General features: G+C 59.8%; 24 protein-coding genes. 11 read left to right on the forward strand and 13 right to left on the reverse strand.

The features are described 5' to 3' along the window. The first annotated feature begins 191 nt into the window (after positions 1-191). Positions 192-863: a helix-turn-helix domain-containing protein gene (locus MWH26_RS17750; protein WP_247975325.1), complete on the forward strand. Its 672-nt coding sequence runs from the start codon at positions 192-194 to the stop codon at positions 861-863. 132 nt (positions 864-995) lie between these two features. Then, positions 996-1,970, forward strand: a complete 975-nt coding sequence (locus MWH26_RS17755; RefSeq protein ID WP_247975326.1) for a hypothetical protein — start codon at positions 996-998, stop codon at positions 1,968-1,970. 122 nt (positions 1,971-2,092) lie between these two features. Here MWH26_RS17755 and MWH26_RS17760 read toward each other — a convergent pair whose 3' ends face one another. From MWH26_RS17760 to MWH26_RS17790, 7 genes are all read right to left on the reverse strand, one after another. Beyond that, positions 2,093-3,388 carry an erythromycin esterase family protein gene (locus MWH26_RS17760; RefSeq protein WP_247975327.1) on the reverse strand — a complete coding sequence of 432 codons (1,296 nt, stop codon included), beginning with the start codon at positions 3,386-3,388 and terminating at the stop codon, positions 2,093-2,095. A gap of 91 nt (positions 3,389-3,479) precedes the next feature. Further along, entirely contained in the window at positions 3,480-3,818 is a 339-nt protein-coding gene (locus MWH26_RS17765) for a hypothetical protein (RefSeq protein ID WP_244694222.1), read from the reverse strand. A 133-nt stretch (positions 3,819-3,951) separates the two neighbouring features. Continuing rightward, complete coding sequence (locus MWH26_RS17770; protein WP_247975328.1) at positions 3,952-4,152, reverse strand: FeoB-associated Cys-rich membrane protein; 201 nt, start codon at positions 4,150-4,152, stop codon at positions 3,952-3,954. Positions 4,153-4,294: 142 nt separating this feature from the next. Further along, positions 4,295-5,089 (reverse strand): inositol monophosphatase family protein, encoded by a 795-nt coding sequence (locus MWH26_RS17775; RefSeq protein ID WP_247975329.1) that lies wholly within the window; start codon positions 5,087-5,089, stop codon positions 4,295-4,297. A gap of 131 nt (positions 5,090-5,220) precedes the next feature. Then, positions 5,221-6,930, reverse strand: coding sequence for an apolipoprotein N-acyltransferase (gene lnt / locus MWH26_RS17780; RefSeq protein ID WP_247975330.1), 1,710 nt, complete (start codon positions 6,928-6,930; stop codon positions 5,221-5,223). A 7-nt stretch (positions 6,931-6,937) separates the two neighbouring features. Beyond that, positions 6,938-7,666, reverse strand: coding sequence for a 16S rRNA (cytidine(1402)-2'-O)-methyltransferase (rsmI, locus tag MWH26_RS17785; RefSeq protein ID WP_247975331.1), 729 nt, complete (start codon positions 7,664-7,666; stop codon positions 6,938-6,940). A gap of 157 nt (positions 7,667-7,823) precedes the next feature. After that, a complete protein-coding gene (locus MWH26_RS17790) occupies positions 7,824-8,084 on the reverse strand; it encodes a 4a-hydroxytetrahydrobiopterin dehydratase (RefSeq protein ID WP_244694228.1) in 261 nt (86 codons plus the stop codon). A 270-nt stretch (positions 8,085-8,354) separates the two neighbouring features. On the opposite strand from MWH26_RS17790, the gene MWH26_RS17795 reads away from it, so the two are divergent. Beyond that, a complete protein-coding gene (locus tag MWH26_RS17795) occupies positions 8,355-9,581 on the forward strand; it encodes a multidrug effflux MFS transporter (protein WP_247975332.1) in 1,227 nt (408 codons plus the stop codon). A gap of 93 nt (positions 9,582-9,674) precedes the next feature. Here MWH26_RS17795 and MWH26_RS17800 read toward each other — a convergent pair whose 3' ends face one another. Continuing rightward, positions 9,675-10,190: a hypothetical protein gene (locus MWH26_RS17800; protein WP_247975333.1), complete on the reverse strand. Its 516-nt coding sequence runs from the start codon at positions 10,188-10,190 to the stop codon at positions 9,675-9,677. 12 nt (positions 10,191-10,202) lie between these two features. Further along, positions 10,203-11,360 carry a zinc-dependent alcohol dehydrogenase gene (locus MWH26_RS17805; RefSeq protein ID WP_244694231.1) on the reverse strand — a complete coding sequence of 386 codons (1,158 nt, stop codon included), beginning with the start codon at positions 11,358-11,360 and terminating at the stop codon, positions 10,203-10,205. Positions 11,361-11,728: 368 nt separating this feature from the next. Here MWH26_RS17805 and MWH26_RS17810 point away from each other — a divergent pair, with 368 nt between their 5' ends. From MWH26_RS17810 to MWH26_RS17820, 3 genes are all read left to right on the forward strand, one after another. Further along, positions 11,729-12,235 (forward strand): hypothetical protein, encoded by a 507-nt coding sequence (locus MWH26_RS17810; protein ID WP_247975334.1) that lies wholly within the window; start codon positions 11,729-11,731, stop codon positions 12,233-12,235. A 76-nt stretch (positions 12,236-12,311) separates the two neighbouring features. Continuing rightward, positions 12,312-12,527, forward strand: coding sequence for a hypothetical protein (locus tag MWH26_RS17815; RefSeq protein WP_247975335.1), 216 nt, complete (start codon positions 12,312-12,314; stop codon positions 12,525-12,527). A gap of 82 nt (positions 12,528-12,609) precedes the next feature. After that, the gene (locus MWH26_RS17820) at positions 12,610-13,308 is read left to right on the forward strand and encodes a metallophosphoesterase (RefSeq protein WP_247975336.1); all 699 of its coding nucleotides are present in this window, start codon (positions 12,610-12,612) and stop codon (positions 13,306-13,308) included. Positions 13,309-13,509: 201 nt separating this feature from the next. On the opposite strand, the gene MWH26_RS17825 is transcribed toward MWH26_RS17820, so the two are convergent. From MWH26_RS17825 to MWH26_RS17835, 3 genes are all read right to left on the reverse strand, one after another. Next, a complete protein-coding gene (locus tag MWH26_RS17825; RefSeq protein WP_247975337.1) occupies positions 13,510-14,313 on the reverse strand; it encodes a hypothetical protein in 804 nt (267 codons plus the stop codon). Positions 14,314-14,424: 111 nt separating this feature from the next. After that, the gene (locus MWH26_RS17830) at positions 14,425-14,937 is read right to left on the reverse strand and encodes a hypothetical protein (RefSeq protein WP_244694237.1); all 513 of its coding nucleotides are present in this window, start codon (positions 14,935-14,937) and stop codon (positions 14,425-14,427) included. 233 nt (positions 14,938-15,170) lie between these two features. Next, on the reverse strand, positions 15,171-17,417 hold the full coding sequence (locus tag MWH26_RS17835; protein WP_247975338.1) for a beta-1,3-glucanase family protein: 2,247 nt from the start codon (positions 17,415-17,417) through the stop codon (positions 15,171-15,173). A 477-nt stretch (positions 17,418-17,894) separates the two neighbouring features. Here MWH26_RS17835 and glyA point away from each other — a divergent pair, with 477 nt between their 5' ends. The 3 genes from glyA (at position 17,895) to rpiB (ending at position 20,754) form a co-directional block, all read left to right on the forward strand. Further along, entirely contained in the window at positions 17,895-19,187 is a 1,293-nt protein-coding gene (gene glyA, locus MWH26_RS17840) for a serine hydroxymethyltransferase (RefSeq protein WP_247975339.1), read from the forward strand. 156 nt (positions 19,188-19,343) lie between these two features. Continuing rightward, a complete protein-coding gene (gene tatC / locus MWH26_RS17845) occupies positions 19,344-20,201 on the forward strand; it encodes a twin-arginine translocase subunit TatC (RefSeq protein ID WP_311136872.1) in 858 nt (285 codons plus the stop codon). A gap of 124 nt (positions 20,202-20,325) precedes the next feature. Then, entirely contained in the window at positions 20,326-20,754 is a 429-nt protein-coding gene (rpiB, locus tag MWH26_RS17850; RefSeq protein WP_247975340.1) for a ribose 5-phosphate isomerase B, read from the forward strand. A 221-nt stretch (positions 20,755-20,975) separates the two neighbouring features. Here rpiB and MWH26_RS17855 read toward each other — a convergent pair whose 3' ends face one another. Further along, the gene (locus MWH26_RS17855; protein WP_247975341.1) at positions 20,976-22,391 is read right to left on the reverse strand and encodes a hypothetical protein; all 1,416 of its coding nucleotides are present in this window, start codon (positions 22,389-22,391) and stop codon (positions 20,976-20,978) included. A 234-nt stretch (positions 22,392-22,625) separates the two neighbouring features. Here MWH26_RS17855 and MWH26_RS17860 point away from each other — a divergent pair, with 234 nt between their 5' ends. Both MWH26_RS17860 and MWH26_RS17865 read left to right on the forward strand, forming a co-directional pair. Further along, a complete protein-coding gene (locus MWH26_RS17860; RefSeq protein WP_247975342.1) occupies positions 22,626-23,072 on the forward strand; it encodes a ribosome-binding factor A in 447 nt (148 codons plus the stop codon). Between the two features lie 99 nt (positions 23,073-23,171). Then, on the forward strand, positions 23,172-23,981 hold the full coding sequence (locus tag MWH26_RS17865) for a class I SAM-dependent methyltransferase (RefSeq protein ID WP_247975343.1): 810 nt from the start codon (positions 23,172-23,174) through the stop codon (positions 23,979-23,981). Positions 23,982-24,002: the final 21 nt, after the last annotated feature.

Genomic DNA, 24,002 nt, shown 5'->3' on the forward strand with positions numbered 1-24,002 from the left:
CTGAGGTAGAGCTATGTAACACAGAGAGAACAAGCTCATAATGAGCACATTACACGTTTTTTTGCCAGCTGACGGCGCAGTAGTAACCGGGCGACTACGAACCAGATGCTCTGCCTTGACTCAGTAGGCCTACTTCTGACTATAGCAAGAGAAGTCTATCTTGCTGGCGGTCCTTCTTCTACCTGATTTCTATGTTCTCGGCCGCCCGCATTGCTACTATTCGGAAAAGTAAAGGCCTCTCGCAGGAAGTGCTGGCGGAGCAGTCGGGGGTGAGTTTGCGCACGATTCAGCGGGTAGAGCAGGGCGACACGGTGCCGCGCGGCTTTACCCTGCAGGCACTAGCTACGGCCCTAGAAGTACCGTTGGAAGCCTTCCGAACGGAACCCGCGGAGCTGGTTGTAGCTTCCGTAACCGCGCCCGGCCCCATGCTGGGGCCGCCCGCTGCGGCCGCTACGCCGGTGCTAGTGGCCCAACCGGAACTGGCTCCTAGCCCAAAGCTGCGCTCCGACCCCGACTTTCTGCAGCTGCTGAACCTAAGCGCCTTGAGTTTTTTGCTGGTGCCCCTTCTCAACTTGGTAGTACCCTGGTGGCTCTGGCGGACCCGGCGCTACTCCGTGGAGCACGCGGCAGAGGTAGGGCGACGCGTGCTGGGCTTCCAGATTTTGTGGCAGGTCTGCAGCTTCTTCGCCTTCCTGCTGGTGCTAATTGTGCACCTGAGCGTAGCCCCCAACTACCGCCCCGTGCTGCCCGGAGTTTACGTGGCCGTGGTAGCCATTACCTACGGCCTGAACGTGCTGACAATCGGCTACAACAGCTGGCAGCTGCGCCAGGGCCGGCTGGAGCTATACTGGATACGGCTATGAAGCGCCAGATGCATCATGTTGACTTACAGTGCATTACTTTAAATGGCGGTTAAATGACGGGTAGATGACGCACGAACCCAGGTAGGAAAGCGGGCAACTTTGGCTCATTAACTCACCTCCACTTCATGCGCCATGAAACTCTTCCGCAACATCCTGCTCGCCGTACTTGCCCTGCTTCTGGTTAGTGGTGCTGGGGGCTACTTTTATATGCGCAAGAAGTTTGAGCCAGCCGCCAACCAGCTGGCCGTTACGGGCTTGCCTACTACCAGTGCGTTTGTATGGTACGCCGGCTCAGCCCGCCCCGTGGTGCCCCATGCGGCGCTATTGGTGCCCGTAACGCTGCCTGGCTGCCCGCGCACCTGCTACCTTCAGTTTGATACTGGTGCCCCTACCTCCCTGCTCTACGCCAACTCCCTAGCAGTGCTTCGGCGGCACTACCCGGCCACGGCCCAAACACTGCTACCCCGGGCCGACACTCTACATAACGTTGCCTTTACCTTGGGCCAAGCGCGGGTACAAGCCCGCCGCCTGCGGGCCCTGCCGTACGGCGCCAGCGAGTTGCCCGCCGACAGCACCGCACCTTTTATCATTGGTACGCTAGGGGCCGATGTGCTTGATGGCCGGGTGATGGTTCTGGATTACGCCCGCCAACGCTTCAGCCTCAGCACCCAAGCTCCCGACAGCCTCCTGCCCCGCACCGAGTTCGTACCCCTCGACTACGCCAGCCGCCGCGTGCTACTCACGGCTCAGGTGCTGGGCAAAACTGAGAAGTTGCTCTTCGACTCCGGTAGCAGCGCCTTCGCCCTACTCACCAGTCAGGCTGTCTGGCAGCAGATGGCCCGCCCGCAGGCGCCCGTCCAAACGGCTGCTTCCAACTCCATGGGGCGGCAGCTGACTACCTACACAACCGCCACGGAAGCCGACGTGCAACTGAGTAAGGCCGCCATTCCTCTGGGCACGGTAACCTACGTGGAAGGCACTAGCCTGATGGAAAACTTGCTGATGCGCTTTTCCGGTATGGGTGGCATGCTAGGTAACGAGCCTTTCAGCCAGCAAACAATCATCCTCGACGTACGGGGCGGACGCTTCGGGGTAGTGCGGCAGTAGGTGAAAGCCCACCAGACCAAGTACCGTCCGTGAAGTAATGTTCAAGCTGTTATCGGGCGCATCAACAACTGTAGTTATGCAGAGGCGTTTATAATGGCAGATGCTCTGCTGCCAACTCTGCTCTAATAATTCCAGGGGTACAGGTCGGGCGGGGTGTGCTCGTCTTGAGGGGTAGGTAGGGGGTGCAGGGCCCGGGTGTGGTCGAGGAACAGAAAGGCGTCGTAGCGGTCCGGGATGACGGAGGGCACGTAGTTGCCAAACCGCTCAAACTCCGGCCGGTACACGACGCCAATGGCCCGATGACCGATGGACTTCTGCAAGGCCTCGTGGCCGCGCAGCTCCTGGGACAGTAGCAAAGCATTTTCTCCTTGCAATTGCTGGTGAAGCAGGTTTTCCCAGGAGCCGCGAGTGCCTTCCGGTACGGTCATGCGCTCGGGGGTAGCACCCCACTTCTTACCCGCTATAACGGAGCCCTGGTAGGAGCCAAAGCCCACGGCAAACACCTGGTCGCGGCCGTACGCTTCGCGGGCAAGTTGCCCAACGTTTACCATGTCCTCCCGGCGCATGTCGGTGTAGCGCGCGTCGCCGATGTGGGTGTTGTGCTCCCAAATAATGGCTTTGCTATCAGGCCCGTGCAGGTCGAGCAGGCGGGTGAGGGTTTCCATCATGTGGGTGTCGCGCACGTTCCAGGAAGCGGAGCCGCCCTTAATCATGGCCCGGTAGTAGCGCTCGGCATTTACGGCTACCAAGGCGTTCTGCTCGGCGTTGAACTGCTGCTCCCGCGCCAGCAGGCCATCAGGATGCTCGGCGGCTACTTGCTTGCGCAGGGCCCGCAGCATTTCCGTCACTTCATCCTGGCAATCATCCGAGACGAAGGCCACGGCGTGAGCGTACTCCTGGGGGTCGTCGCCGTAGGGCTCAAAGCACTGGAAAGCCTGGTGGGCAGCGTGCACGGCTCCATCGCCCTGCTTTTCCACGTAGCGCAGAATTTCCTGCAGGGAATCCCAGAGGCTATACACATCCAGGCCGTAGAAGCCCACGCGCTGCTCCAGCGGCTGCTGGCGGTTGTGCTGGTGCAGCCACTCCACAAGGGCCGCAATTTCCCAGTTGCCCCACATCCAGGTGGGCCAGCGGTTAAACGTGCTCAGCAGCTGGGCGGCGCTGCCGTAGGTAGGCTCGTCTTGCTTAATGGCCGCGTTTACCTTGAAGCAGTCGGGCCAGTCGCCTTCCACGGCAATAAACTGGAAGCCTTTCTCCTGGATTAGCCGCTTGGAAAGGGCCGTGCGCCAGGTGTAATACTCAGAGGTGCCGTGGGAGGCCTCGCCCAGCAAGACAATGCGGGCGTCGCCGATGGCATCCAACAGCGGGTCTAGGTCGGGTGCCGAACGGAGCGGGTGGGTAGGCAAGGGAGTTTTCATAGCGTTGAGATTGGGTGGGGCAGAAACAGAAGAGTGCGCCGCAACAGCAGTTGCGGCGCACTCCGGGAAGGAATAGGTAGGGTGGCAGTGCTTACTTGAAGCGCTTGCTCAAGTTTTTGCCCAAGTCTTCTACCTGCTTCAGAAACTCCAGGGCATCAGAGTCGCCGTAGGTACCGTAGGCCGAGGAAATCGTACCGCGCACACCGTCGGCGGTTTCCAGGGCGTAGAGAATGGACATATCATCGGGGTTACTTTCCCCTTCGAAGCGGTAGAAGTCCACAATCGTTACGTCTTCCGGACCGTAGGTTTTCTTTTCGTCGCTCATGGCGTACAGGCGGCCATTTTGCACACTAAAATCAGCCGTAAAGCCTTCCTCGTTGAGTTTTCTTTCTACGTTAACGAGCGAGCGTTCTTCTTCTTTGTCTTGCATAATGAGGGGCGTTTATAAGCGGGGAAGGGGAAGGTTCCGGGGGTAGGCAGGGCCAGCAACGGAAAGCCCCCGTGCCGGCTATACGTAGCCAGCACGGGGGCAGGTTATATCCCGTAGCAAGAATATTGCGCCGCTAGCGGCCGGTGCCTTCGCGGGCGGCGGCCAGCTCAATGGTGCGCTGCAGCCGCTCAACATCAATCACGGAGCAGGCCCCGCCGCAGCCCTTGGCGCAGCCCGCCTGATCCTTGGAAAAGAAAGCTTGCCAGAAGATGCGCCCGACGTAGAACACAGCTCCGGCAAAGAGCAAAGCGATGATGAGGTACTGTATCCACATGATGGTCACAAAACTACGACGCGCCAGGAAAAGTTTGCGGCTGCATGTATATACAGGGGCGCCCCTACTACCTATGCTATGGAGCCAACAGCTAGTTCTCCTCCTTTCCAAGGAGGGAAACTAGCTATAACTGCTATACTTTTTACTTCCAGGTTTCCCGGATGGTGGCTTGCATTTCCTCGTGCACGTGGCCGTTACTGGCTACTACCTGGCGGCCAAAGAGCGGGTCGCCTTCTTCCAGGAAAGCCGTGACGCGGCCGCCGGCTTCGCGCACCAGCAGAATGCCCGCGGCTACATCGTAGGAGTTGAGGTTGAACTCGAAGAAGCCCTCGAAGCGGCCGGCGGCTACGTAGGCTAGGTCGGCGGCGGCAGACCCCACGCGGCGCACCCCGTGGGAGCGTTGAATAAAGGCGCTCAGCAGCTGCAGATATTCGTTGAGGTGGGTGAAATCGGTGTAGGGGAAGCCGGTGGCAATCAGGGAGTTGTTCAGGTCCGGCACATCGGAAACGTGGATGGGCTCCTCATTGCAGAAGGCCCCGGCCCCCTTGGCAGCCCGGAAGCATTCGTCGCGCACTACCTCGTACACCACGCCCGCCACTAGCTCGCCGTGGTGAATCAGGCCCACGCTTACGCAGTACACTGGTAGGCCGTGCACGAAGTTGGTGGTGCCGTCCAGCGGGTCGATAATCCAGTTGTACTCTTCGGCCCGGTGGGCGCCCTCGGTACCCTCTTCCGTGATGAAGCCGGCTTCAGGCAGCACCTCGCGCAGCCCGGCCACGAGCAGCTTTTCGGTTTCCTTATCCACGTACGATACCAGGTCGTGTACGCCTTTGCTTTCGATGTGGCTCCGGTCAAAAGTGGCGGCCTCCTGACGAATAAACTGGCCCGCGTGGCGCGTGACGGCCGCAAGCTGAAAGCTGAGTTGATTGTAATCCATGAAACGAAGGTAGTATCCGCAGAAAAAGAGTGTCATCTGGAGCCTATGCGAAGGACCTCTACCACGGGCTGCCTCTGGGAAGTAGCACGGCGGCAGAGGTCCTTCGCGTAGGCTCCGGATGACAGACGATATTAGGCGGTCAATTGTTTTCGGCTCCTTACGGCCTGCACCACCGTTAGCACCAGCAGCAGCACGGCCAGCACCTGGCAGGTGGGGCCAATTAGCTCGCCGTGACGGACGTAAAAGGTTTGCTCGGTGTTCAGGTGCACAGTGGCGCGACTCACGGCCTGCTCCCACCAGCCCGTCCGCTGCGTGATTTCACCTTTCTGGTTGATGAAGGCCGAAATGCCGGTGTTGGCCGAACGGGCAATGTCGCGGCGGGTTTCAATGGCGCGCAGGGTGGCGTACTGCAAGTGCTGGTTGTGGCCCGGCGAGTCACTCCACCAGCCGTCGTTGGTGATGATGCCGATCAGGGAAGCACCCTGCCGCACGTAGTCGCCCACAAAGTCGCCATACACTGACTCATAGCAGATTACGGGGGCTACGCTTAGGCCGGGAGTAGCCGTGCGGTACACGGTGCGCTCGGGCTGGGAGCCCAGGCCGCCGGCCGTACCGCCCAAGTCAATCACGAAGGCTGACAGCCACGACGGCACGCCCTCTACCCCCGGCACCAGCCTAGACTTATGGTAGAATTCGGCGGGGCCGGAGGCGCTGCCCAGGTGCAGGGAGGCGTTGAAGATGTCGTAGTAGCCCAGGTCGTCGCGGAAACGGGCAGTGGGGCTGGCCTTGCCTTTATCCGGACCGTATTGGCCCACGGTGGTCAGGCCGGTTACCAGCTCCACGCCGGGGTGCTGGCTAAGCCACTGGCGCAGGCGCTGAATTTTGGGGTAGGTTTCAATTGCAGCCTCGAAGTAGGTTTCATCGAGGGAGGTTTCGGGCCAGAGCACGAGCTTGGTTTGCGGGGTCAGGTTCTGCTCGGTGAGGGTGAGCAGGCGCTGCAGCTGCAGGTCATGGGAAATGAAGTTAGCGCCGCCCTCAAACTTCTCATTGAAGGGGTCTACGTTGGGCTGAATCACCAACACTTCGGCCATGGGGCCTTTTTCCTGATACTGACTGGCAATGAGCTTGGATATTCCTATGGGTACCAGCGCAGCCAGCAGGGGTAGCACAAGCAGGCGCTGAAGCGGTACCCGCGCCAAGGGCACCGCGCCCGCTGCCGTGGAGGCTTGGTACTTCGTGATGGCAAAGAACACCAGCAAGTTCACCAGCCAAATCCAGATGGAACCGCCCAAAAAGCCGGTGTACTCGTACCACTGCACCCACTGGTTGGCCTGGGCAAAGCCATTGCCGAGGGTCAGCCAGGGCCAGGTCAGGAACCAATGCAGGTGGAGCTGCTCGAAGGCTATCCAGTAGATAGGTAGGGAGAGGTAGCCCAGCTTCGGGCCGAAGCGCTTCTTGGTGTGGTAGAAAGCCGTAAGGGGCAAGCTCATCAGCAGGGCGTTGCAGATAACGGCCGTAATGCCACCGGCCAAGGTGCTGTAACTCACCCAGTACGTTGTGAACAGGTTCCAGAGCACTAGCAGCAGGTAGCTGTAGCGCCACACCTTCCAGCCGCTGGCCCCGCGCGCCGTAAGCAGCTGCTCCAGGCGCAGGTAGGGCACCCAGGCCACCAACAGTACCAGGGCCAGCGGGGCCGGGTGCACCGGCCAGCCCAGCCACAGCAGCGCCGCCCCCAACAAGGCCAGCAGGCTCGGCAGCCAGTAGCTCAGTCCCGCAACGGGTAGGGCAGGTGCCGCTGCGGGCGTGCCGCCGGCCACGGGATTCGATGATTTCGTTAGCACTATGATCTTATTGTTCGGTATAACGGTCTTCCTTGGTGCGTTCTTCCTTGTGGCCCTGCACTACTAGTACAATTTCTCCTTTGATGGCCGCGCGGGCCGCGAAATTGGCCGCCAGCTCGGCGAGCGGGGCCGTTACGGTTTCCTCAAACAGCTTGGTCAGTTCCCGGCTCACAGAAGCCTGGCGCTCAGGGCCCAGCACTTCGGCGAGTTGCTCCAGGGTTTTCACAATGCGGTGCGGCGACTCGTAGAAAATCATGGTGCGGGTTTCCTGAGCCAACTCCTTGAGGCGGGTCTGGCGGCCCTTCTTCACCGGCAAAAAGCCCTCGAAGGTGAACCGTTCCGCCCCAAACCCCGATTTCAGCAGGGCCGGCACCAGGGCCGTGGCACCGGGCAGGCACTCCACTTTCAGGCCCCGAGCCAGGCACTCGCGCACCAACAAAAAGCCGGGGTCGGAAATTCCGGGCGTGCCGGCATCCGACACTAAGGCCATGGTCTCGCCCTTCTCCAGGCGTTCGAGCAGGCGCTGTACCTGCTGGTGCTCGTTGTGTAGGTGGTAGCTGAGCATGGGCTTTTTCAGGCCCAAGTGCTGCATGAGGCGGCCACTGGTGCGGGTGTCTTCGGCCAGCACCGTATCTACCTCGTCCAGCACCCGGATGGCTCGCAGGGTAATATCCTCCAGGTTGCCGATGGGCGTGGGCACGAGGTACAGAAGCGTTTTTTCTTGGGGTTCAGCCATAGCTCAAAGGTAGCAGGAGGTTGCCGGTTGGTAGTTGCCGGTTGCTAGTAGCGTGTTGAGGGCCCAACCACCTAGCCGCCGGCACGCCAGGCAGGACGCGGCAGGCACCCCGCTCTACTGCTGCATGATGCGTCATTCCTCACTCTTACTTCTTTCCCTACCCCTCCTGCGCCGTGCCACCGTACTCCGCGGCTAGCTGGTCGATGGCCTCGGCGAGTTTGCGGTCCTTTTCCGTTACCGTGTTGCCGGCGTCGTGGGTGCGCAGGCGGAAGCTCACGAGGTTGTACTCATTGCTCCACCACGGGTGGTGCTCCTGGTACTCCGCTTCCTCGGCCACGTCGCTCATAAAGCTGAAGGCCATCTTGAAATCCTGAAAGCGGAAGGTGCGCGTAAGGGCGTTGTCTTGTTCAGTCCACATAAGCAAGGCAGGTAAAGGCGGTAGCGCAAGGTAGTCTTCACCCGCCGCAAATTGTCATTCAACGACTGACCGGCGTCAACTAGCCAGGCCAACCAGGCGGCTCCGGCCTTCACCCGTTACCTTTGGGGCATTGTAGGGCCGTGAACCACTATACCGGGTGGGCCGGTAATCTTTTTGGCTTCTCGTTGGTTTAGAGCCCCAACCGCTTCCGAAACTCTGATTTTTTCTTGGACAGCTGCCTGTATTCGGTGGCCTGTCCTACCTATTCGCATGAGTAAGCAACGTTACTTTTTTCTGATTCTGATCCTGGGCACTTTGTCGGCCCTGGGTCCTTTTTCCATCGACATGTACCTGCCGGGCTTTCCGGCCATTGCCCAGGACCTGCACACCACGGTAGCCGAAGTATCCCTATCCTTGTCGAGCTTCTTTATTGGGGTTTCGGCGGGGCAGTTACTCTACGGGCCGCTGCTAGACCGTTTCGGGCGTAAGAAGCCGCTGTACGTGGGGCTGCTGCTTTACGTGTTGGCTTCGGTGGGGTGCTACCTGGCTCCTAGCATCGACAGCCTGATTGCCTTGCGCTTTGTGCAGGCCCTGGGCAGCTGCGCCGCCACGGTGGCGGCCGTGGCCATGGTGCGCGACTTATTTCCGGTGCAGGATGCGCCCAAGGTGTTTTCCCTGCTTACCCTGGTTATCAGCGTTTCGCCCATGCTGGCCCCTACCGTTGGGAGCTACATGATAGCCGCCTACGGCTGGCAGTCGGTATTCCTGGTTTTGTTTGCCATGGGAGCCCTAATGCTGCTGGCCAGCATCTTCTGGCTACCCGAAAGCTACCAGCCCGACCCGACGTACTCCCTACACCCCCGGCCCATTCTCACCACGTTCTGGTCGGTGCTGCGCGAGCCCCAGTTCTTTACCTACGCCCTTACCGGCGCCATGACGTTCGGTGGACTTCTGGCTTACGTTTCGGGCTCCCCGCTGGTGTTCATGGACATTTTTGGAGCCAGCGAAAAGGTCTACGGCTGGATTTTCGCGCTGTTGTCGGTGGGCTTTATCGGCTCCAGCCAGGTGAACAGCTTGGTGCTGCGTTACTACCGCAGCGAGCAAATTGTGCTGGCGGCCATGATCTGCCAATCCGTTATTGGGCTGGTGTTTCTGCTGGGCACTAGCCTGGGCTGGTTCGGGATGGAAGCGACTGTAGTTATGCTGTTCCTGTTTTTGTGCTGCCTAGGTTTTGCCAACCCAAACGCGGCGGCGCTTTCCATTGCCCCGTTCTCCAAGAATGCCGGCAGCGCCGCCGCCCTGATGGGCGCCACCCAAATGGCCGTGGGAGCCCTGGCCTCTTTTGGGGTTAGCATGTTCAACACCCACACGGCCGTGCCCATGGTGGCCATCATGGCAGCTTCGGCCCTACTGGCCCTGCTGATTCAGGTGGTTGGCCGCCGGGTTATCGGGCAGCCCGTAGCCGCCGCCGAAGATGCGGGGGTGCTGGTTCATTAAAGCCCGAAACTCACTCAAAAACGACAACGCCCCCGCTGATTTGTGCAGCAGGGGCGTTGTCGTTTACAGGGCTATGCGGTTAGCAAGCAGGCGCTAGTAGCGGTACTTCTTGCGCTTCTTGTCTTTGTCGCGGGTGATTAGTAAAATGGCACCCGTTGTTACCAAGGCAATAGTGGCCATTTTGGTTACGAAAGCCGAGCGGTTGTGCTTCCACTCCACGGCGTAGCCTTTTTCGGCGAAAATGTTGGGCACCTTGCCGTGGGCAAAGTCCTCAATGATGCCTTCTACCACATTCACACGGTCGGCGAGCAGCAGGGGCAGCCAGTGCCCGTAGTGCGATTCGCTGTACTTAAAGGCCATGCGCCGCAGGGCACCGCTCAGCCCCACTGGTGGTGCCGACTCGCCAAACACGGCCGACACGTTCGGGCGCTCAATGGACTTAAGCACTTCTACATCCACCGGTTGCGAGGAGGCCGGCCGGTGCTTGTGGTCGGGGTCCTGCGACACATTCATGCGCGGCACACGCAGGGGGTAAGTGGGGTCGTTTTCCGGATTTGCATCTATACCCCAGCCGGGTAGCTTCTTGGGGTCAATGGTGGTATTTTCCATGGTCAGTCGGCGTTAGATGTTAGCGGAGGGGAAAACCAGCAGCGGCTTGATGCAGTTGTCCAGCTTGGCGGAGAACATGCGGTAGCCATCGGCTACTTCTTCCAGCGGAATGCGGTGCGTAATGAGCTCCTTGGGCTTAATGACGCCATTCTGCACGTGCTCAATCAGGCGGGGAAGCAGGCGCTTCACCGAGGCCTGGTTGGCCCGAATGGTAAGGCCTTTGTTGAGCACGTTGCCAATGGGCACCAGGTTATCCGTTGGGCCATACACACCCACAATGGAGATTACGCCGCCTTTTTTCACCGAGTTTATTGCCCAGTGCAGGGCCGTGGCGGAGCCCGCCTGCAGCAGCAGCTTACGACCCGTGATGGTCTGCATGGCGTTGCCGGCCGCCTCAGCGCCTACGGCATCAATCACGCAGTCGGCCCCCATGAAGTCCGTGGCTTTCTTGATGAATACCACCGGGTCGTCCATGTCCTTTTCGAAGTTGTACGCCTCGCAGTTAGCGTAGTTCTTGGCAAACTCCAGGCGGTAATCTTCTTTGTCGATGATGATGACCCGGCCCGCGCCAAAGAGCCAGCAGCAGCGCGCGGCCATAATGCCAACCGGTCCGGCCCCAAACACCACTACCGTATCACCGGGCTGAATACCAGCCATTTCGGCAGCTTGGTAGCCAGTGGGCACTACGTCCGTGAGCAGTACAGCATCATCGGGGTCCATGCCTTCCGGAATTACCGTGGGGCCCACATTGGCATAGGGTACGCGGGCGTATTCGGCCTGGCCGCCATTGTAGCCGCCGGCCGTGTGGGAGTAGCCAAAGATGCCGCCCACGGCGCTGGCCTGGGTGTTCGACTCATGGCAGTTGCCAAACATGCCTTGCTTGCAGAAGTGACACTCGCCGCAGGCTACGTTGAAGGGCACCAACACATGGTCACCCACTTTAATCTTGGTTACATCGGGGCCCACTTCCTCCACGATACCCGTGAATTCGTGCCCGAAGGTCGACCCAACCCGCGTGTCCGGTACGTTGCCGTTGTATAGGTGCAAATCAGAACCGCAAATGCAAGAGCGGGTAACCCGGACAATAGCATCCTGGGGATGCTTGATTTCGGGCATTGGTTTTTCAGTGGCGCGGACCCGTTTCGGGCCCCGGTAGTCCATTGCTAGCATAGGAATCCTGCGTTAAGGTTCAGGTGGGATGTGGCGGCCGCTACCCCGCGCTTTTCCAGGTTAGGGGTGGGCTGGAAAGGCGCCGGGCAGCGGCCTCAAGTAGTACTGACCTCTATGTTCAAGGTTGCCACCCTGAGGTAAATCCAATATAAACCCGTATTTATACCCTAGTAAGATGAGGGTAAATACGGAGGAAGTCAGCGGGAACTCAGCGGGAAAAGCGCCTGCTGACTAATTGCGCCCTTGAAGGGTTCACATGCTTGGTTGATGCACAAGCCACCTGCTGCCTGGGCCGAAACCTAAACCCAAACGCATCAACCCTAGTACAATGCCTTATACTCTCTGCCAACCCACTACCTACCCTTACCATGGCAATTGACCCGAACGACCGCCCCATCCGCGTCATCAACGACGATACCACCGAAGAGGAACTGGCTGCTGGCCACATCATTCCGGGAGCTAACCCGCCCAAGAACGAAGAAGCCCGCGGCGGCTTCGGCGACCGGATGGGCGGCCCCCAGGGCTACGGCACTGACAGCAGCGGCGGCATCACGGCCGTTTCTGTGAATGAAAATGCCGACGATAACCAGCGCATTGGGCAGGAGACCTTTCTGAGCAACGAAGAAGGCCGCCGAGACCAACCAAACAACGACATGCCTGACGACCGGGACCCGGACTTGCAGCCCCGCCGCCCCGTAGACGAGCTGGATGCCGATGATGACCGTCCTGGCCGCGACGAAATGCGCAACCCCAACTCCCGCGTGGGCATGGGCCAAATGGAGCAGCGCCAGCCCAACAACGACGAGCTGGCCCGCCAAGGTACCAACGCCGACCTTACCGACCCCAACGCCTCCGATACGGCCATTGTGCAGTAGCGCAGGCCCGGGCCCAGCCCGGCTCTCGAATGTTCCGCTCTACCTTTTCCGAAAGCAAACTTGAATTTCGAACGCCATGCCGTACAAAAGCAATAACACCAACCAGCAGTCGAAGCGCCCCTCGGGCAGCCCTACCCAAACCGAGCAGCCCAAAGGCGCCGGCAACCTACCCGTAAACGACCGGGATGACCAGGTAGAAGATCAACTGGAGCAAGAAGCGCAGGATGCGCCCCAGCGCCACCCCAACCGCAACCTGGAGAAACCCGATTTAGGCAAGCCGCCTTACGCGTAGCCAAACCTATTTCTTTAAGAAAAGCACCTGCCTCGGGCAGGTGCTTTTTATTTGTCGATCAATCAGTTGCTACCCCATTGTTATGGCCCGCTACGTCACGACCGATTTACACGGCTGCCTCCTGTCCTTCCAGCACTTAGTAGAAGAGAAGCTCAAACTCCGCCCTCAGGATGAGCTGTATGTGCTGGGCGACTACGGAAACAAAGGCCCCAATAGCCGGGGCGTGCTGGACTACCTCATGCAGCTGCCGGAGCGGGGCTACCGGGTGGTGTGCCTGCGCGGCAACCACGACCAAGACTTGCTGCACGCGGCCCAAGGCCAAGTGACGCTAACCTGGGGCTCCGTGGCCGACCGGGAGCTGACCCTGCGCAGCTTCGGGGTGGAGCAACCCGAGGATATTCCGGAGCGCTACCTACGCTGGATCAACGACTTGCCGTACCAGTTTGAAATTCCGGGCTTTATTCTGGTGCATGCGGGTTTCAACTTCCACTTGCCGCCCGCCCAGATGCGCCAGGACTGGCACACCATGCTCAACATCAAGGAGTTTGTGTTCGATGCCTCCCGTACTGGGAGCCGCCGCCTGGTGCACGGCCACGTTCCTACCCCTACCACTGAGGTAGAGCAACGGGTTCAGCAGCGCGCCGGAGCCATCGGCCTCGATACCGGCTGCGTGTACCGCCACAACCCGGAGCTACACCACCTGGCCGCGCTGGACCTAGACGCCAACAAGCTACACCTGCAACCCAACATCGAGCCCGACTACCCCATTGGAGTAAGGTGAGGCAGTGAAGTGGGGTGATTGGGTGATTTAGTAGTTGATAAGCTTAAAAATCATCTATCATCCCAAGCAGCGCCAAGGACCTTATCACGTCAGCACGACTTCGTAACAACGACTCGTTCAGGCGTGACAAGGTCCTTCGCGTTGCTTGGGATGACAGATGGTTTTTATACGAGTATTCTAGCCTTGCTTCGCTCACTCACTTCACTCCTGCGGCAGCGCTGCGGAGCGCAGTAGCTGGCGGGCGGCATCTTGGTAGGGGTTGCGGGTATCGTTAGCGACGGCGCGCAGGGTGTTGCGGGCGGCGGTAATTTGTTGGTTGCGCCAGTACGCCATGCCCAAGTGGTAGCGGGCCCGGCCGGCTAATTGGGAGCCAGACTGCATGGCCACGCGCCGCAGGAAGGGCTGGGCCGCCCGGATTTCCTCTGTTCCTTCCTGGCTTAGCAGCATAATGCCGCTGTAGTAAAGCAGGGTATCTTGGCCCAGGCTGCTGGTAGGCACCCGTCGCAGGGCGTGCAACGCATCCGTGTAGCGCCCGTCGCGGTACTGGCGCATGGCCTCGGCCAGCAAGGGGCGGCGGCTCTCGTTTACTACGTCGTCGGGCAGGCCGGCTTCGGGCACGTAGTAGCGGGCCCAGGATGCTTCGGCTGAAGGGGCGCTGGGCCGTAGCACCAGCCACAAGGCCAGTAAAGCCACTACGCCCATCACTACAACGGCTCCCCACTGCTGCTGGGTTTTGCGCTGGCGCCGCCGGATGCGGGTTAGGGCATCCTGGCGCTGGTCCAGGCGGCGGTCGAGGGCTAGCAGGCGCTGGTGCAGGGTTTCGTGGCCGGCCACCCAGCGCAAGTCGGCCGCCAACTGCTCGTAGGCCTGGTAGGCCCGGTACAAGTCTGGGTCCTGCTCAAGGCGCTTTTCAAAGGCGGCCTGTTCAGGGGGCGTCATCTGGCCATCGGCGAAGCGTTCCAGCTCTTCCAGGTAAGGGCGCAGGTCGAAGGCAGGCGGCGTCATGAGAAAGTAAAACCGGGAAGCAAACGCACCAGAGACAACCGCCGGCGCGTCAGCAGAAAAACAAAGTTGGCGAATCGGGGGCTAAGCTACGCAGAAGCAGGCAGCCCGCGGCTACGCACCCGCCGCTTCGGCCCGCACCCGCAGCTCGTAGAGCTTGCGCAGGCAGGCGGCTTTCTGCAGGCGGGCCACGTTGGCGTTTGCAAAGCCCATCTTACCGGCCACCTTCTCGAAGTTGTAGCCCCGGAAGTAGAAGTACATCAGCATTTTCTGACAGTCGAGGCCGAGCTGCTGAAACAGCGCCAATAGTTGTTGGCGCCGGCTGGCCTCGTTTTTGGGCAGAATTTCAGTGGTATGGGCCGAGCGGATTTTCTCGTCGGCCAGTCCGTACACGTAGGCCCGCACATCCGGGGGTAGCTTGGTCAGGCGCCCATCGGATACCTGGTCGTAGAAGGTAACTAGCACCGCGCGCAGCAACTCATGGGCCGCGGCGGGTGCCAATTGGTGCTGCCGCCGAGCCCAGCGGGCGAATAAGTCGCGGTTCTGCTCATAGAAGGTAATCAGGTACGACTGATTACCAATCCGCAGACTGGTCAGGACTTCGGCAAGCTGTTGGGGCGAGTTCATTCGGCAAGTAACACGTAAGTAGCCACACGGCGCAAGCACTACGACAAAATGACCGGACCAATTCAACTCGGTAGGGAGTAGCGTGGGCAGGCCGATCTGCCGGAGCACTTACCCTCGGCCCGTAATAGCTGAGTTTTCTGGCTGCTAGTGAGGCTGCCGGTGGGTACCCCTTTCCCGGAAAAAAAGAAGGCTACCCACACGGGTAGCCTTCTGTACCGAAGCGCAAAGCCCCCTTACTTCGCGAAGCGGTGGGTAATTGTCTGTTGGTCTTTCGTGCGCACCACCAGCAGGTACATGCCTGCCCGCAGGGCGCTAATCTCGGCCGTTCCCTCATCGAAGGCGCCGGTAGCTACAGTGCGGCCCTGCATGTCTACGATGCGGTACTGACTGCCAGCCAGGCTTAGATTGCCGCCACTTAGGCGCAGGCGGTTTACTACCGGGTTGGGGTAGAGCTGGGTGCCGGCCGTAGCGGCTTCGGGCGCTGCCGCGGTTATAGTCGCGGGGCGGGCTGCCGTGGCCCGCGTAATCCGAATCCAGTTAATGTTCCAACCGCCGGTCTGGGCGAATACGCCGAAGTTGTAGGTGCCGGCATTCACCGTTACGGTTCTCGATACGGTCGTCCAGTTCTGCCAGCCGCCGGTGGCCGGAATGGTGGTGTTGCCCAGCTGAATAGCACCGGCATTTAAGTCTGACGACACGGTACCGCCGCTGGGGCTGGCTACCCGGTACTCAATGGTATAGGTACCGGTGGTTGGGAAGTTGATGGCGTTGAATACCAGGTAGTCATTGGCATCTACGAAGCCCATGTTTTGTCCGCCGCCGGTATCGGTGGTGGTTTCTACCGTCATGCCGCTGTTCACGTTAGCAGCTTCGGCCTGCAGCAGTACGCTAAAGGTAGAAGTGGTAGTGGCGCGCACCCGCAAGGAGGTGGTCTTGTCGTTCCAGTTGCTGGTTCCCAGGGGGTTGTTTACCAGGCAGGCGTTGCCGGCGCTACCCACCGTGAGGGTGCCGCCCGTGAAGTTGTCGTTTTCATATAGTACTACCTCGTAGCCAGCATTTACCCTCAGGGAAGACACGTCATCATTGAGGATGCCCCGGCTTTGCAGCGCGGCTAGGTTATAGTTGCCGGCGGGCAGGGCCACGGCCGTGCCCGTGTAGTTGCAGTCCTTGTACACGGTAGCCACGCCGGTAGCGGGTGGTGGCGTGGTTGTGGTGCCGGCGTAACCGCCGAAGGTGGCAACAACCTTGGTGGGCTGGGGCGTGTGCAAGGTCGCCGATTGGTCGTTCACGTCGTCGTAAGCAAAGCCGTAGCTGAGGTTATCCACGCTGATGCCAGGCAGGTGCCAGAAGCGGGCGTAGTAGTTGGCCGGGGCGGCCTGGTAGTATTTGCTGGCATCGTACCAGTTCTGCTGGCCGGGAGCGGCAGTGGTTACGTCCACTACGTGGCGGTTAATGGCGGCCGTCATTTGGGCTTGCACTACTAGGTCACAGTCCCCGTCGCCGACGCGGTTGTCGAGCAAGCCTTTGCCCTCAAAGGCCATTTGGGTGGTGGGGCGGCCGTTGATAATGCCCGTGCGGCCCGCAAAAGCACCCGACTGGCCCACTACCGTCAGCCGGTCGTTGGCGTCCACGCGGCCCTTGAACACGCCCGCGTTGCCGGCGTAGAAAATCAGGTCCGTGGTCTTGTACTTGTTCCAGATGGCGTCGATATAGCTCTTGAAGTAGTTGCCGTAGGGGCCGGGGGTAGTGCCGTTGGTGCCATCGGCAAAGGCGGCCGTTTTGGCTGGGAAGGTGATTTCGCCGGTGGCGTTGTTCACCGTGCCCTGAAACTCAGCGGGTACGTTGGCTTTGTAGGCGGCCACAATGTCGGCGGCCGTTTTCAGTTCCCCGGTGCGCTTCTGGTAGCCGCCCGCCCCGAACAGCTCTAGGCCCATGGGGTAGCGGAAAGCATCCACGCGGGTAGTATTGCCGAAGAACCCGTACTGGTTGTTGGTCAGCTCCACAAACTCGTACATGATGTCCCGGTTCGGATCATTCGGGTTCAGGGGGTTAGGGGCCGCGTAGCCCGAGGGCGCCCCCGACGAGCCAAAGAAGTACAGGTAGAGCTGCTGCCCCCGCGAGATAAACACCCGGCACCCCGCAATGTAGGGCAGGGTAAAGGTCTTGTTCGGAATGCTGCTCAGCCGGGTAAAACAGGCCGCGTACTTGGAGTTGCTGCCGGGCCCGGTGTTGCCGTTGTAGGTCGGGCCCGTTACGGTATTGTAGGAGGAGCTCATGGGGAGCACCTGGCTGTTGGCGGCATTTATCCAGACGTGGTTGCCGGCCCCATCAATGCCCACAATGGCCACGTACAGGTCCGTGTCGGGGAAGGGTGAGTTGTTGGCAATGGTAAACGGAATACTACCCTGGGCCCAGGCCCCGCAGGGCAGTAAGGCACTCAGCCAGAGGAGAATGAGGGAATAGAGAGTACGCTTTTTCATAGATGAAATGGTTGTGGTGGGAAGAGAGAAACAAGCACACCGGTCCCGACTACCCGTTGAAAGGGTAGGAGGCAAGCAGGTGTGTAAGAGCAGAACAGGAGCGGGAGAGGGTCCGGGCGCCAGGCGCCACTACCCAGAGTTGACAGTGACTCCGGGGCAGTAGGACAATGGCAATGTAGGTGGGTTTTGCAGGGAAGAACAACGCCCTTTTTTCCAGCCTACCGAGCCTGCAACGCTTACTGCGCACCTACGCCTGCCGTTAGGGCACATAGCCGGGGCGTTCTGTTTGCGCCGTGGGCCGTAAGCGCACGCCCAAAATTGCAGTTACTGCACACGTTATGAGCCGACTACCTCACCATCACATGCCTAAATTTTGTACTTACTGGCCGGTCGTTTCACCCCGAGCAGCCAAGGGCCTAGGCTACCCTGCTCGGCAACCTCATTACCTCATCAGGTTTTACGCTTACCTTTGAAGCCATGGAAACGCAAGCCCCCACCCTCGCCCTCGATACCGCCGTCTTCGACCTGATTCAGAAGGAGAAAGAGCGCCAAACCCACGGTCTTGAACTCATTGCCTCCGAGAACTATGTGTCGGAGCACGTGATGCGGGCTCAGGGCTCCATTCTCACCAACAAATACGCCGAGGGCCTGCCCGGCAAGCGCTACTACGGCGGCTGCGAAATCGTGGATCAGATTGAGCAGCTGGCCATCGACCGGGCCAAGGAGCTGTTCGGGGTAGAGTGGGTGAACGTGCAGCCCCACTCGGGGGCCCAGGCCAACGCGGCCGTGATGCTGGCCGTGCTCAACCCCGGCGACAAAATTCTGGGCTTCGACCTGAGCCACGGCGGCCACCTGACCCACGGCTCGCCGGTGAACTTTTCGGGCAAGCTCTACCAGCCTACCTTCTACGGGGTGGAGCGCGAAACTGGCCTCATTGACTGGGACAAGGTAAAGGAAACCGCCCGCCGGGAGCAGCCTAAGCTCATCATTTGCGGGGCCTCAGCCTACTCCCGCGACTGGAACTACCAGGCCCTGCGCGAAGCCGCCGACGAGGTAGGCGCCCTGCTGCTGGCCGATATTTCGCATCCTTCCGGCCTGATTGCCAAGGGCTTGCTGAATAACCCCTTCGATTACTGCCACATCGTAACGACGACGACCCACAAAACCCTGCGCGGCCCCCGCGGCGGCCTGATTTTGCTGGGCAAGGACTTCGAGAACCCCTTCGGCTTGAAAACGCCCAAGGGCGAAATCCGGATGATGAGCAGCCTGCTCGACAGCGCCGTATTCCCCGGCACCCAGGGCGGCCCCTTGGAGCACGTTATCGGGGCGAAGGCGGTAGCGTTCGGCGAGGCCCTGAGCGACGCCTACACTGACTACACCCACCAGGTTATCAAGAACGCCCAGGCCCTGGCCGGCGCTTTCGTGGAGCGCGGCTACCAAATTATTTCCGGCGGCACCGATAACCACCTGATGCTCATTGATCTGCGCAGCAAGGGCCTGACCGGCAAACTGGCCGAAAACACTCTTATCAAGGCCGACATCACCATCAACAAGAACATGGTGCCCTTCGATGACAAGTCGCCCTTCGTGACCAGCGGCATGCGCATCGGCTCGGCCGCCGTAACTACCCGTGGCCTCAAGGAAACCGACATGGCCCGCATCGTGGGGTTCATTGATGAGGTGCTGACCCACAACGCCGACGATGCCCGCCTGGCCCGGGTGCGCGGCGAAATCAACGAGTGGATGCAGCAGTATCCGCTTTTCGCTTAGCGGTGAAATGGTGAAATAGTGAGGTGGTGGGTTCGGTCCGGGAAATCAGGCTGAACCCATCTTCTTGCCCCGTTTTTTCGTTTGTTTCTTGCCGCTTGTTCCGAGCCGGCTGGTTTACTCACCATTTCGCCACTTCACTATTCACCATTTCACTCAGTGGATCCAACTCAACCCGCGCTGGGCGACCAGCAGGAAATGTCTTTTATCGACCACCTGGAAGCCCTACGCTGGCACATTATCCGGGCGGCTATTGCGGTGGTGCTTTTTGCTTTGGTGGCTTTCTTCTCCAAAGACTTCCTGTTTCACGACCTGATTCTGGGGCCTTCCCGCGCCGACTTCTGGACCTACCGGATGTTTTGCCGGGCCGGCGAGTGGCTGCACGCGCCCAGCTTGTGCATCGATAAAATTGGCTTCGTGATTCAGAACCGCGAAATGAGCGGGCAGCTGACCATGCACATCAGCACCTCTTTTATCGTGGGGTTGGTGCTGGGCTTTCCCTACCTGTTCTGGGAGCTGTGGCGTTTTATCAAGCCGGGCCTGTATCCGCACGAGCGGCAAAACTCCCAGGGCGCCGTGTTTTTTGTGTCGGTGCTATTTGCTATCGGGCTGCTGTTCGGCTACTACATTGCCGCGCCCATGAGCATCCAGTTCTTGGCCAACTACGTGGTAGACCCTACCATTGAAAACCAGATGGACATGCAGAGCTACATCAGTACGCTCACAACCATGTCGCTTTCCTGCGCCTTCGTGTTCGAGCTGCCCATGATTGTGTTCTTCCTGGCCAAGGCCGGGCTGATTACGCCCGAAATCATGCGGGTGTACCGCAAGCATGCCATCGTGGTCATCCTGGTAATTGCGGCCGTCATTACGCCTCCCGATGTGTCGGCCCAGATTATTGTAACCATTCCCATCATTCTGCTTTACGAGCTGAGCATCAACATTGCCCGCGTTGTAAGCCGGGGCCGTACGGCGGCCCTCAATGCCCAGTTAGCCGAAAATCACGGGGTAGCGTAACCCATCATAAGCTAGTGGCTACCATGTGCTGATGTGCTCTGAAAATGGCTGCATCAGCACATGTTTCGTTTAAGCCGGTTGGGTACCGGCGCCCTGTTCATTTCCACTCTTTCCCTGATAGTATATGAAAATTGCCATCGGCTCCGACCACGCCGGCTTCGAGCAGAAGCAAATGCTGCTGCAATGGCTGCGCGACAACGGCTACGAGGTCCAGGACTTCGGCACGCATTCCGCTGACTCCGTAGACTACCCCGACTATGTGCATCCCCTAGCGTCGGCCGTGGAGCGTGGCGAGTTTGAGCAGGGCATTTTGCTCTGCGGCTCGGCTAACGGCGTCTGCATCACGGCCAACAAGCACCAAGGCATCCGGGCCGGCTTGGCCTGGGAGCCGGAGGTAGCCAGCCTCATCCGCCAGCACAACAACGCCAATGTGCTGTGCGTCCCGGCCCGCTTCGTCGACGCAGAAACCGCCCGCGCCATCGTCAGCCAATTCTTGAACACCGCCTTTGAAGGCGGCCGCCACCAAACCCGCGTTGATAAAATCAACTTGTGAGAGGGTAAGGTTGTGAGTTGGTGAATGAGTGCAGGTCATGGCGAGGAGGCACGACGACGCTATCCTTCCTCTCTTCTGTGAATAGCCTAGAAACGAGACAAGCCCTTGACGTCAGCACGGATGTCAAGGGCTTGTCACAGTAGAAGGGGTAGTACCCTGGATAAAACAGATGGTGTCGGTACCCTCGCCATGATAATGTCCTACTTCACTCAATCACCATCTCACCGCTGCAGGCGGTAGACGCCGGGGGTGTTGGTGGGCTGGTAGTGGCTGAAGATGCCGGGCACTTTGTATTGCAGCTCCGGCAGCAGCCCGGCTTGGTCGATGAGATATTGAGGCGGGGCGGCGTGGAAGTTGTGCGCCAGCCGGAATACGGCGTCGTATTCGCGCAGGTGCCCGAAGTCAACCTGGGCCAGCCCCCAGTCGAGGTAGGGCGTCGCCAAGCGGTTATGCAGGTAGGGCCGTTGGTCGGGGCCGAGCACGAGCAGGCGCTGACCCCGCAGGAAGTCGTAGCGCGGATTGGGCTGCACGGCGTAGCGGCTCTCGGCCGGAATCTGCACAATTTGCTCCAGGTGCAGCACGGCCCGGTACCGCACCACCACCACGACCCCAATTACCAGCAGCAGCAGCAGCTCCGGCAGCCAGCGTCGCTGGGCTTTCTGCCAGAGAAACAAGCTGAAGTACGTGAGTGGCGGCAGCAGCAGCACCAGCGTGCCAGTAGCCATGCCCCGGCCCACTGCCGCAATAGCCACCGCCACCACCAGCCACACCAGCATTAGCTGCAGGAATTTCACCTGAAACACCAGGCCCAGGGAAGTAGTGAAGCTGCGCCCGATGCCCAACAGCACCAGCAGCCCCGGCAGCACCAGCAGGCGCAGCAGCACCCAGAGCGGGAGCCCGTCGGTTTCGTGCACCCGCCCCTGCAGGGTAGGCTGCAAATGAAACTGGGCAAAATCGGGCAAGGATTCCGTGTAGAGGAAAAAGGTGGTGGCTACCGCGTACGGAAACAGGAAGCCGCACACCAGCAGCAGAAAACTACGGAAGGAATTGGCCGCAAACACGATGACGGCAAACAAGCCTACCAGCAGAAACAGCGCCAGCGGCAGGTAGCACAGCGCCCCCACGCCCACCAGAAAGCCAGCCCGAAACAGGCGGCGGTTATCGTACCCTTCCCGGGAGGTAGGCAGCAGGGCGCTCAGGGCAGCAATCAGAAAGGAGTGGCCCAGCAGCAGCGGCGACATGGTGTCCAGGTCGGTGGTCAGGCTGCCGATGAGCAGGTAGGTGAGGGCCCCCACGTAGCCGCGCTCGGGGTGCACATCGGCCCGGTTCAGCACGAAGTTGAAGCGCAGGGCCTGGAACGCCAGCAGCAACAGGGCCAGAATGCGGTAGAGCCACACCGGCCGGCTCCCAACAAAATCAAGCGCCCCAAACAACGCTGCCGACAAAGGCGCGGTGCTATCGTATAAGTCGCGGTAGAGCAGGGCGCCTTCGTGCAGCCGCTCGCCCACCAGCAGGGCCCGCAGCTCCACGGGGGTAAGGGCAATGCCCAGCCACAGCAACGGCAGCCGGAGCGCCAGCAGCAGCAGCAGCAAGGCGAACAGGCGGGTGGGCAGGGAGCTTTTAAAGAATTGCAGCAAGGAAGTAAGACCTGAGACGTAGGCGGAGAAAACCGAAGCGAAAAGTAAAAGTACGGCATCCGGCGTCGCGCTAGGCACGGGCCCGGCGTTGCGTCAGTAACGTGGCTTCTACCTGCCTTAAGCTCACAGTACTGCCGCGGTGCTAGCCTGGCTAACTATTTTCAGCTCCTTCCGCCCTCATCACCAATTACCTACTGACTTAATCACCCTCAACCGGTATCTTTGCCGATTCTTATGGAAAGTAAACGACAGCAAAAAGTAGCCAGCTTGCTCCAACAGGAGTTAGCCGCCGTATTTCAGCGCGACCTGCCGCACCTGTTTCCGGGTTTGCCGCCGGGCATCAACTTGGTGCGCGTATCACCCGACTTGGGAATAGCCCGCGTGTACCTGAGCTTACTCATTGCCTCCAATACCGCCAGCGCGGAGCAGCAGCAGACCCTGGTCGAGGATAACGTGAAAGTAATCCGGCAGGCCCTGGCCAAGCGCGTGCGCCAGCAGTTGCGCATCGTGCCCGACCTCGTGTTCTTCGTCGATGACTCGGCTTCCTACGCCGCCCACATGGACAAGGTATTCGGCGACCTGCACATTCCGCCCGCCCCAGCCGATAACGAAACGCCCGGTTCCGACACCGAAGGCAGCAGCCCGAAACGCCCCAAGCTCTTCGCCGACGACGATGAGTAAACGGCGAATTTGTGAAGTTGTGGAATGGTGAGTTGCAGAAATGCTCTTCCCTTTCTTCAGCCTCACAACTTCTCAACTTCTCAACTTCACCTTTTCCCCTTGTACTACGACCCGATTAAGAAGTCGCTTGGCGAAGTCTTCAACCGTACGCCGCTGCTGCGCCGCCTCTTCTATCACCTGCTCGATTTGCTGCTGCTGCGCACCTGGCACGTGCACCGGGAGTTGCGCCAGTGGTCCAAGGGCCGCACCGACGAAAGCCTGAACATTCTGGATGCTGGCTCCGGCTACGGGCAGTACACCTACTGGATGTCGGGCCTGAGCCGCAAGTGGCAGATTTTGGCCGTGGATGTGAAAGATGAGCAGGTAGCCGACTCCAACCAGTTCTTCCGGCAAATCGGGCGCACCAATGCCCAGTTCGCCGTTCAGGATTTAGTACTGTACCAGCAACCCAACTCCTTTGACCTGGCCCTATCCGTGGACGTAATGGAGCACATTCTGGAAGATGTGGAAGTGTTTCGCAACATTCACGCCTCCCTTAAAGATGGCGGTATGCTGCTCATCTCTACCCCTTCAGACCAAGGTGGCTCCGATGTGCACGCCGACGGCGAAACCTCCTTTATTGAGGAACACGTGCGCGACGGTTACAACATTCACGAGATTCAGCAGAAGCTGCGCACCGCCGGTTTTGAACGCATTGAGGCGCGCTACAGCTACGGGGAGCCGGGCCAGGTATCGTGGCGTTTGAGCATGAAATACCCCATTTTGATGCTGGGCAAATCCAAGCTATTCTTTCTGCTGTTGCCGTTTTACTACCTGGTTACGTTCCCATTCTGCCTGATTCTGAACTGGTTCGACGCTAACGGCAAACATGATTCTGGCACTGGCCTGATTGTGAAAGCCTGGAAATAGACCTTTTCCGCCCGGTGGCGT

It is taken from the genome of Hymenobacter sublimis (assembly GCF_023101345.1).
In the GTDB taxonomy this organism is placed as follows: Bacteria; Bacteroidota; Bacteroidia; order Cytophagales; family Hymenobacteraceae; genus Hymenobacter; species Hymenobacter sublimis.

Excerpts from the sequence above, each read along its gene's own strand:
- MWH26_RS17750 (WP_247975325.1), top strand. The coding sequence starts at position 192 with ATGTTCTCGGCCGCCCGCATTGCTACTATTCGGAAAAGTAAAGGCCTC.
- MWH26_RS17755 (WP_247975326.1), top strand. The coding sequence starts at position 996 with ATGAAACTCTTCCGCAACATCCTGCTCGCCGTACTTGCCCTGCTTCTG.
- MWH26_RS17760 (WP_247975327.1), bottom strand. The coding sequence starts at position 3,388 with ATGAAAACTCCCTTGCCTACCCACCCGCTCCGTTCGGCACCCGACCTA.
- MWH26_RS17765 (WP_244694222.1), bottom strand. The coding sequence starts at position 3,818 with ATGCAAGACAAAGAAGAAGAACGCTCGCTCGTTAACGTAGAAAGAAAA.
- MWH26_RS17770 (WP_247975328.1), bottom strand. The coding sequence starts at position 4,152 with ATGTGGATACAGTACCTCATCATCGCTTTGCTCTTTGCCGGAGCTGTG.
- MWH26_RS17775 (WP_247975329.1), bottom strand. The coding sequence starts at position 5,089 with ATGGATTACAATCAACTCAGCTTTCAGCTTGCGGCCGTCACGCGCCAC.
- rsmI (WP_247975331.1), bottom strand. The coding sequence starts at position 7,666 with ATGGCTGAACCCCAAGAAAAAACGCTTCTGTACCTCGTGCCCACGCCC.
- MWH26_RS17790 (WP_244694228.1), bottom strand. The coding sequence starts at position 8,084 with ATGTGGACTGAACAAGACAACGCCCTTACGCGCACCTTCCGCTTTCAG.
- MWH26_RS17795 (WP_247975332.1), top strand. The coding sequence starts at position 8,355 with ATGAGTAAGCAACGTTACTTTTTTCTGATTCTGATCCTGGGCACTTTG.
- MWH26_RS17800 (WP_247975333.1), bottom strand. The coding sequence starts at position 10,190 with ATGGAAAATACCACCATTGACCCCAAGAAGCTACCCGGCTGGGGTATA.
- MWH26_RS17805 (WP_244694231.1), bottom strand. The coding sequence starts at position 11,360 with ATGCTAGCAATGGACTACCGGGGCCCGAAACGGGTCCGCGCCACTGAA.
- MWH26_RS17810 (WP_247975334.1), top strand. The coding sequence starts at position 11,729 with ATGGCAATTGACCCGAACGACCGCCCCATCCGCGTCATCAACGACGAT.
- MWH26_RS17815 (WP_247975335.1), top strand. The coding sequence starts at position 12,312 with ATGCCGTACAAAAGCAATAACACCAACCAGCAGTCGAAGCGCCCCTCG.
- MWH26_RS17820 (WP_247975336.1), top strand. The coding sequence starts at position 12,610 with ATGGCCCGCTACGTCACGACCGATTTACACGGCTGCCTCCTGTCCTTC.
- MWH26_RS17825 (WP_247975337.1), bottom strand. The coding sequence starts at position 14,313 with ATGACGCCGCCTGCCTTCGACCTGCGCCCTTACCTGGAAGAGCTGGAA.
- MWH26_RS17830 (WP_244694237.1), bottom strand. The coding sequence starts at position 14,937 with ATGAACTCGCCCCAACAGCTTGCCGAAGTCCTGACCAGTCTGCGGATT.
- MWH26_RS17835 (WP_247975338.1), bottom strand. The coding sequence starts at position 17,417 with ATGAAAAAGCGTACTCTCTATTCCCTCATTCTCCTCTGGCTGAGTGCC.
- glyA (WP_247975339.1), top strand. The coding sequence starts at position 17,895 with ATGGAAACGCAAGCCCCCACCCTCGCCCTCGATACCGCCGTCTTCGAC.
- rpiB (WP_247975340.1), top strand. The coding sequence starts at position 20,326 with ATGAAAATTGCCATCGGCTCCGACCACGCCGGCTTCGAGCAGAAGCAA.
- MWH26_RS17860 (WP_247975342.1), top strand. The coding sequence starts at position 22,626 with ATGGAAAGTAAACGACAGCAAAAAGTAGCCAGCTTGCTCCAACAGGAG.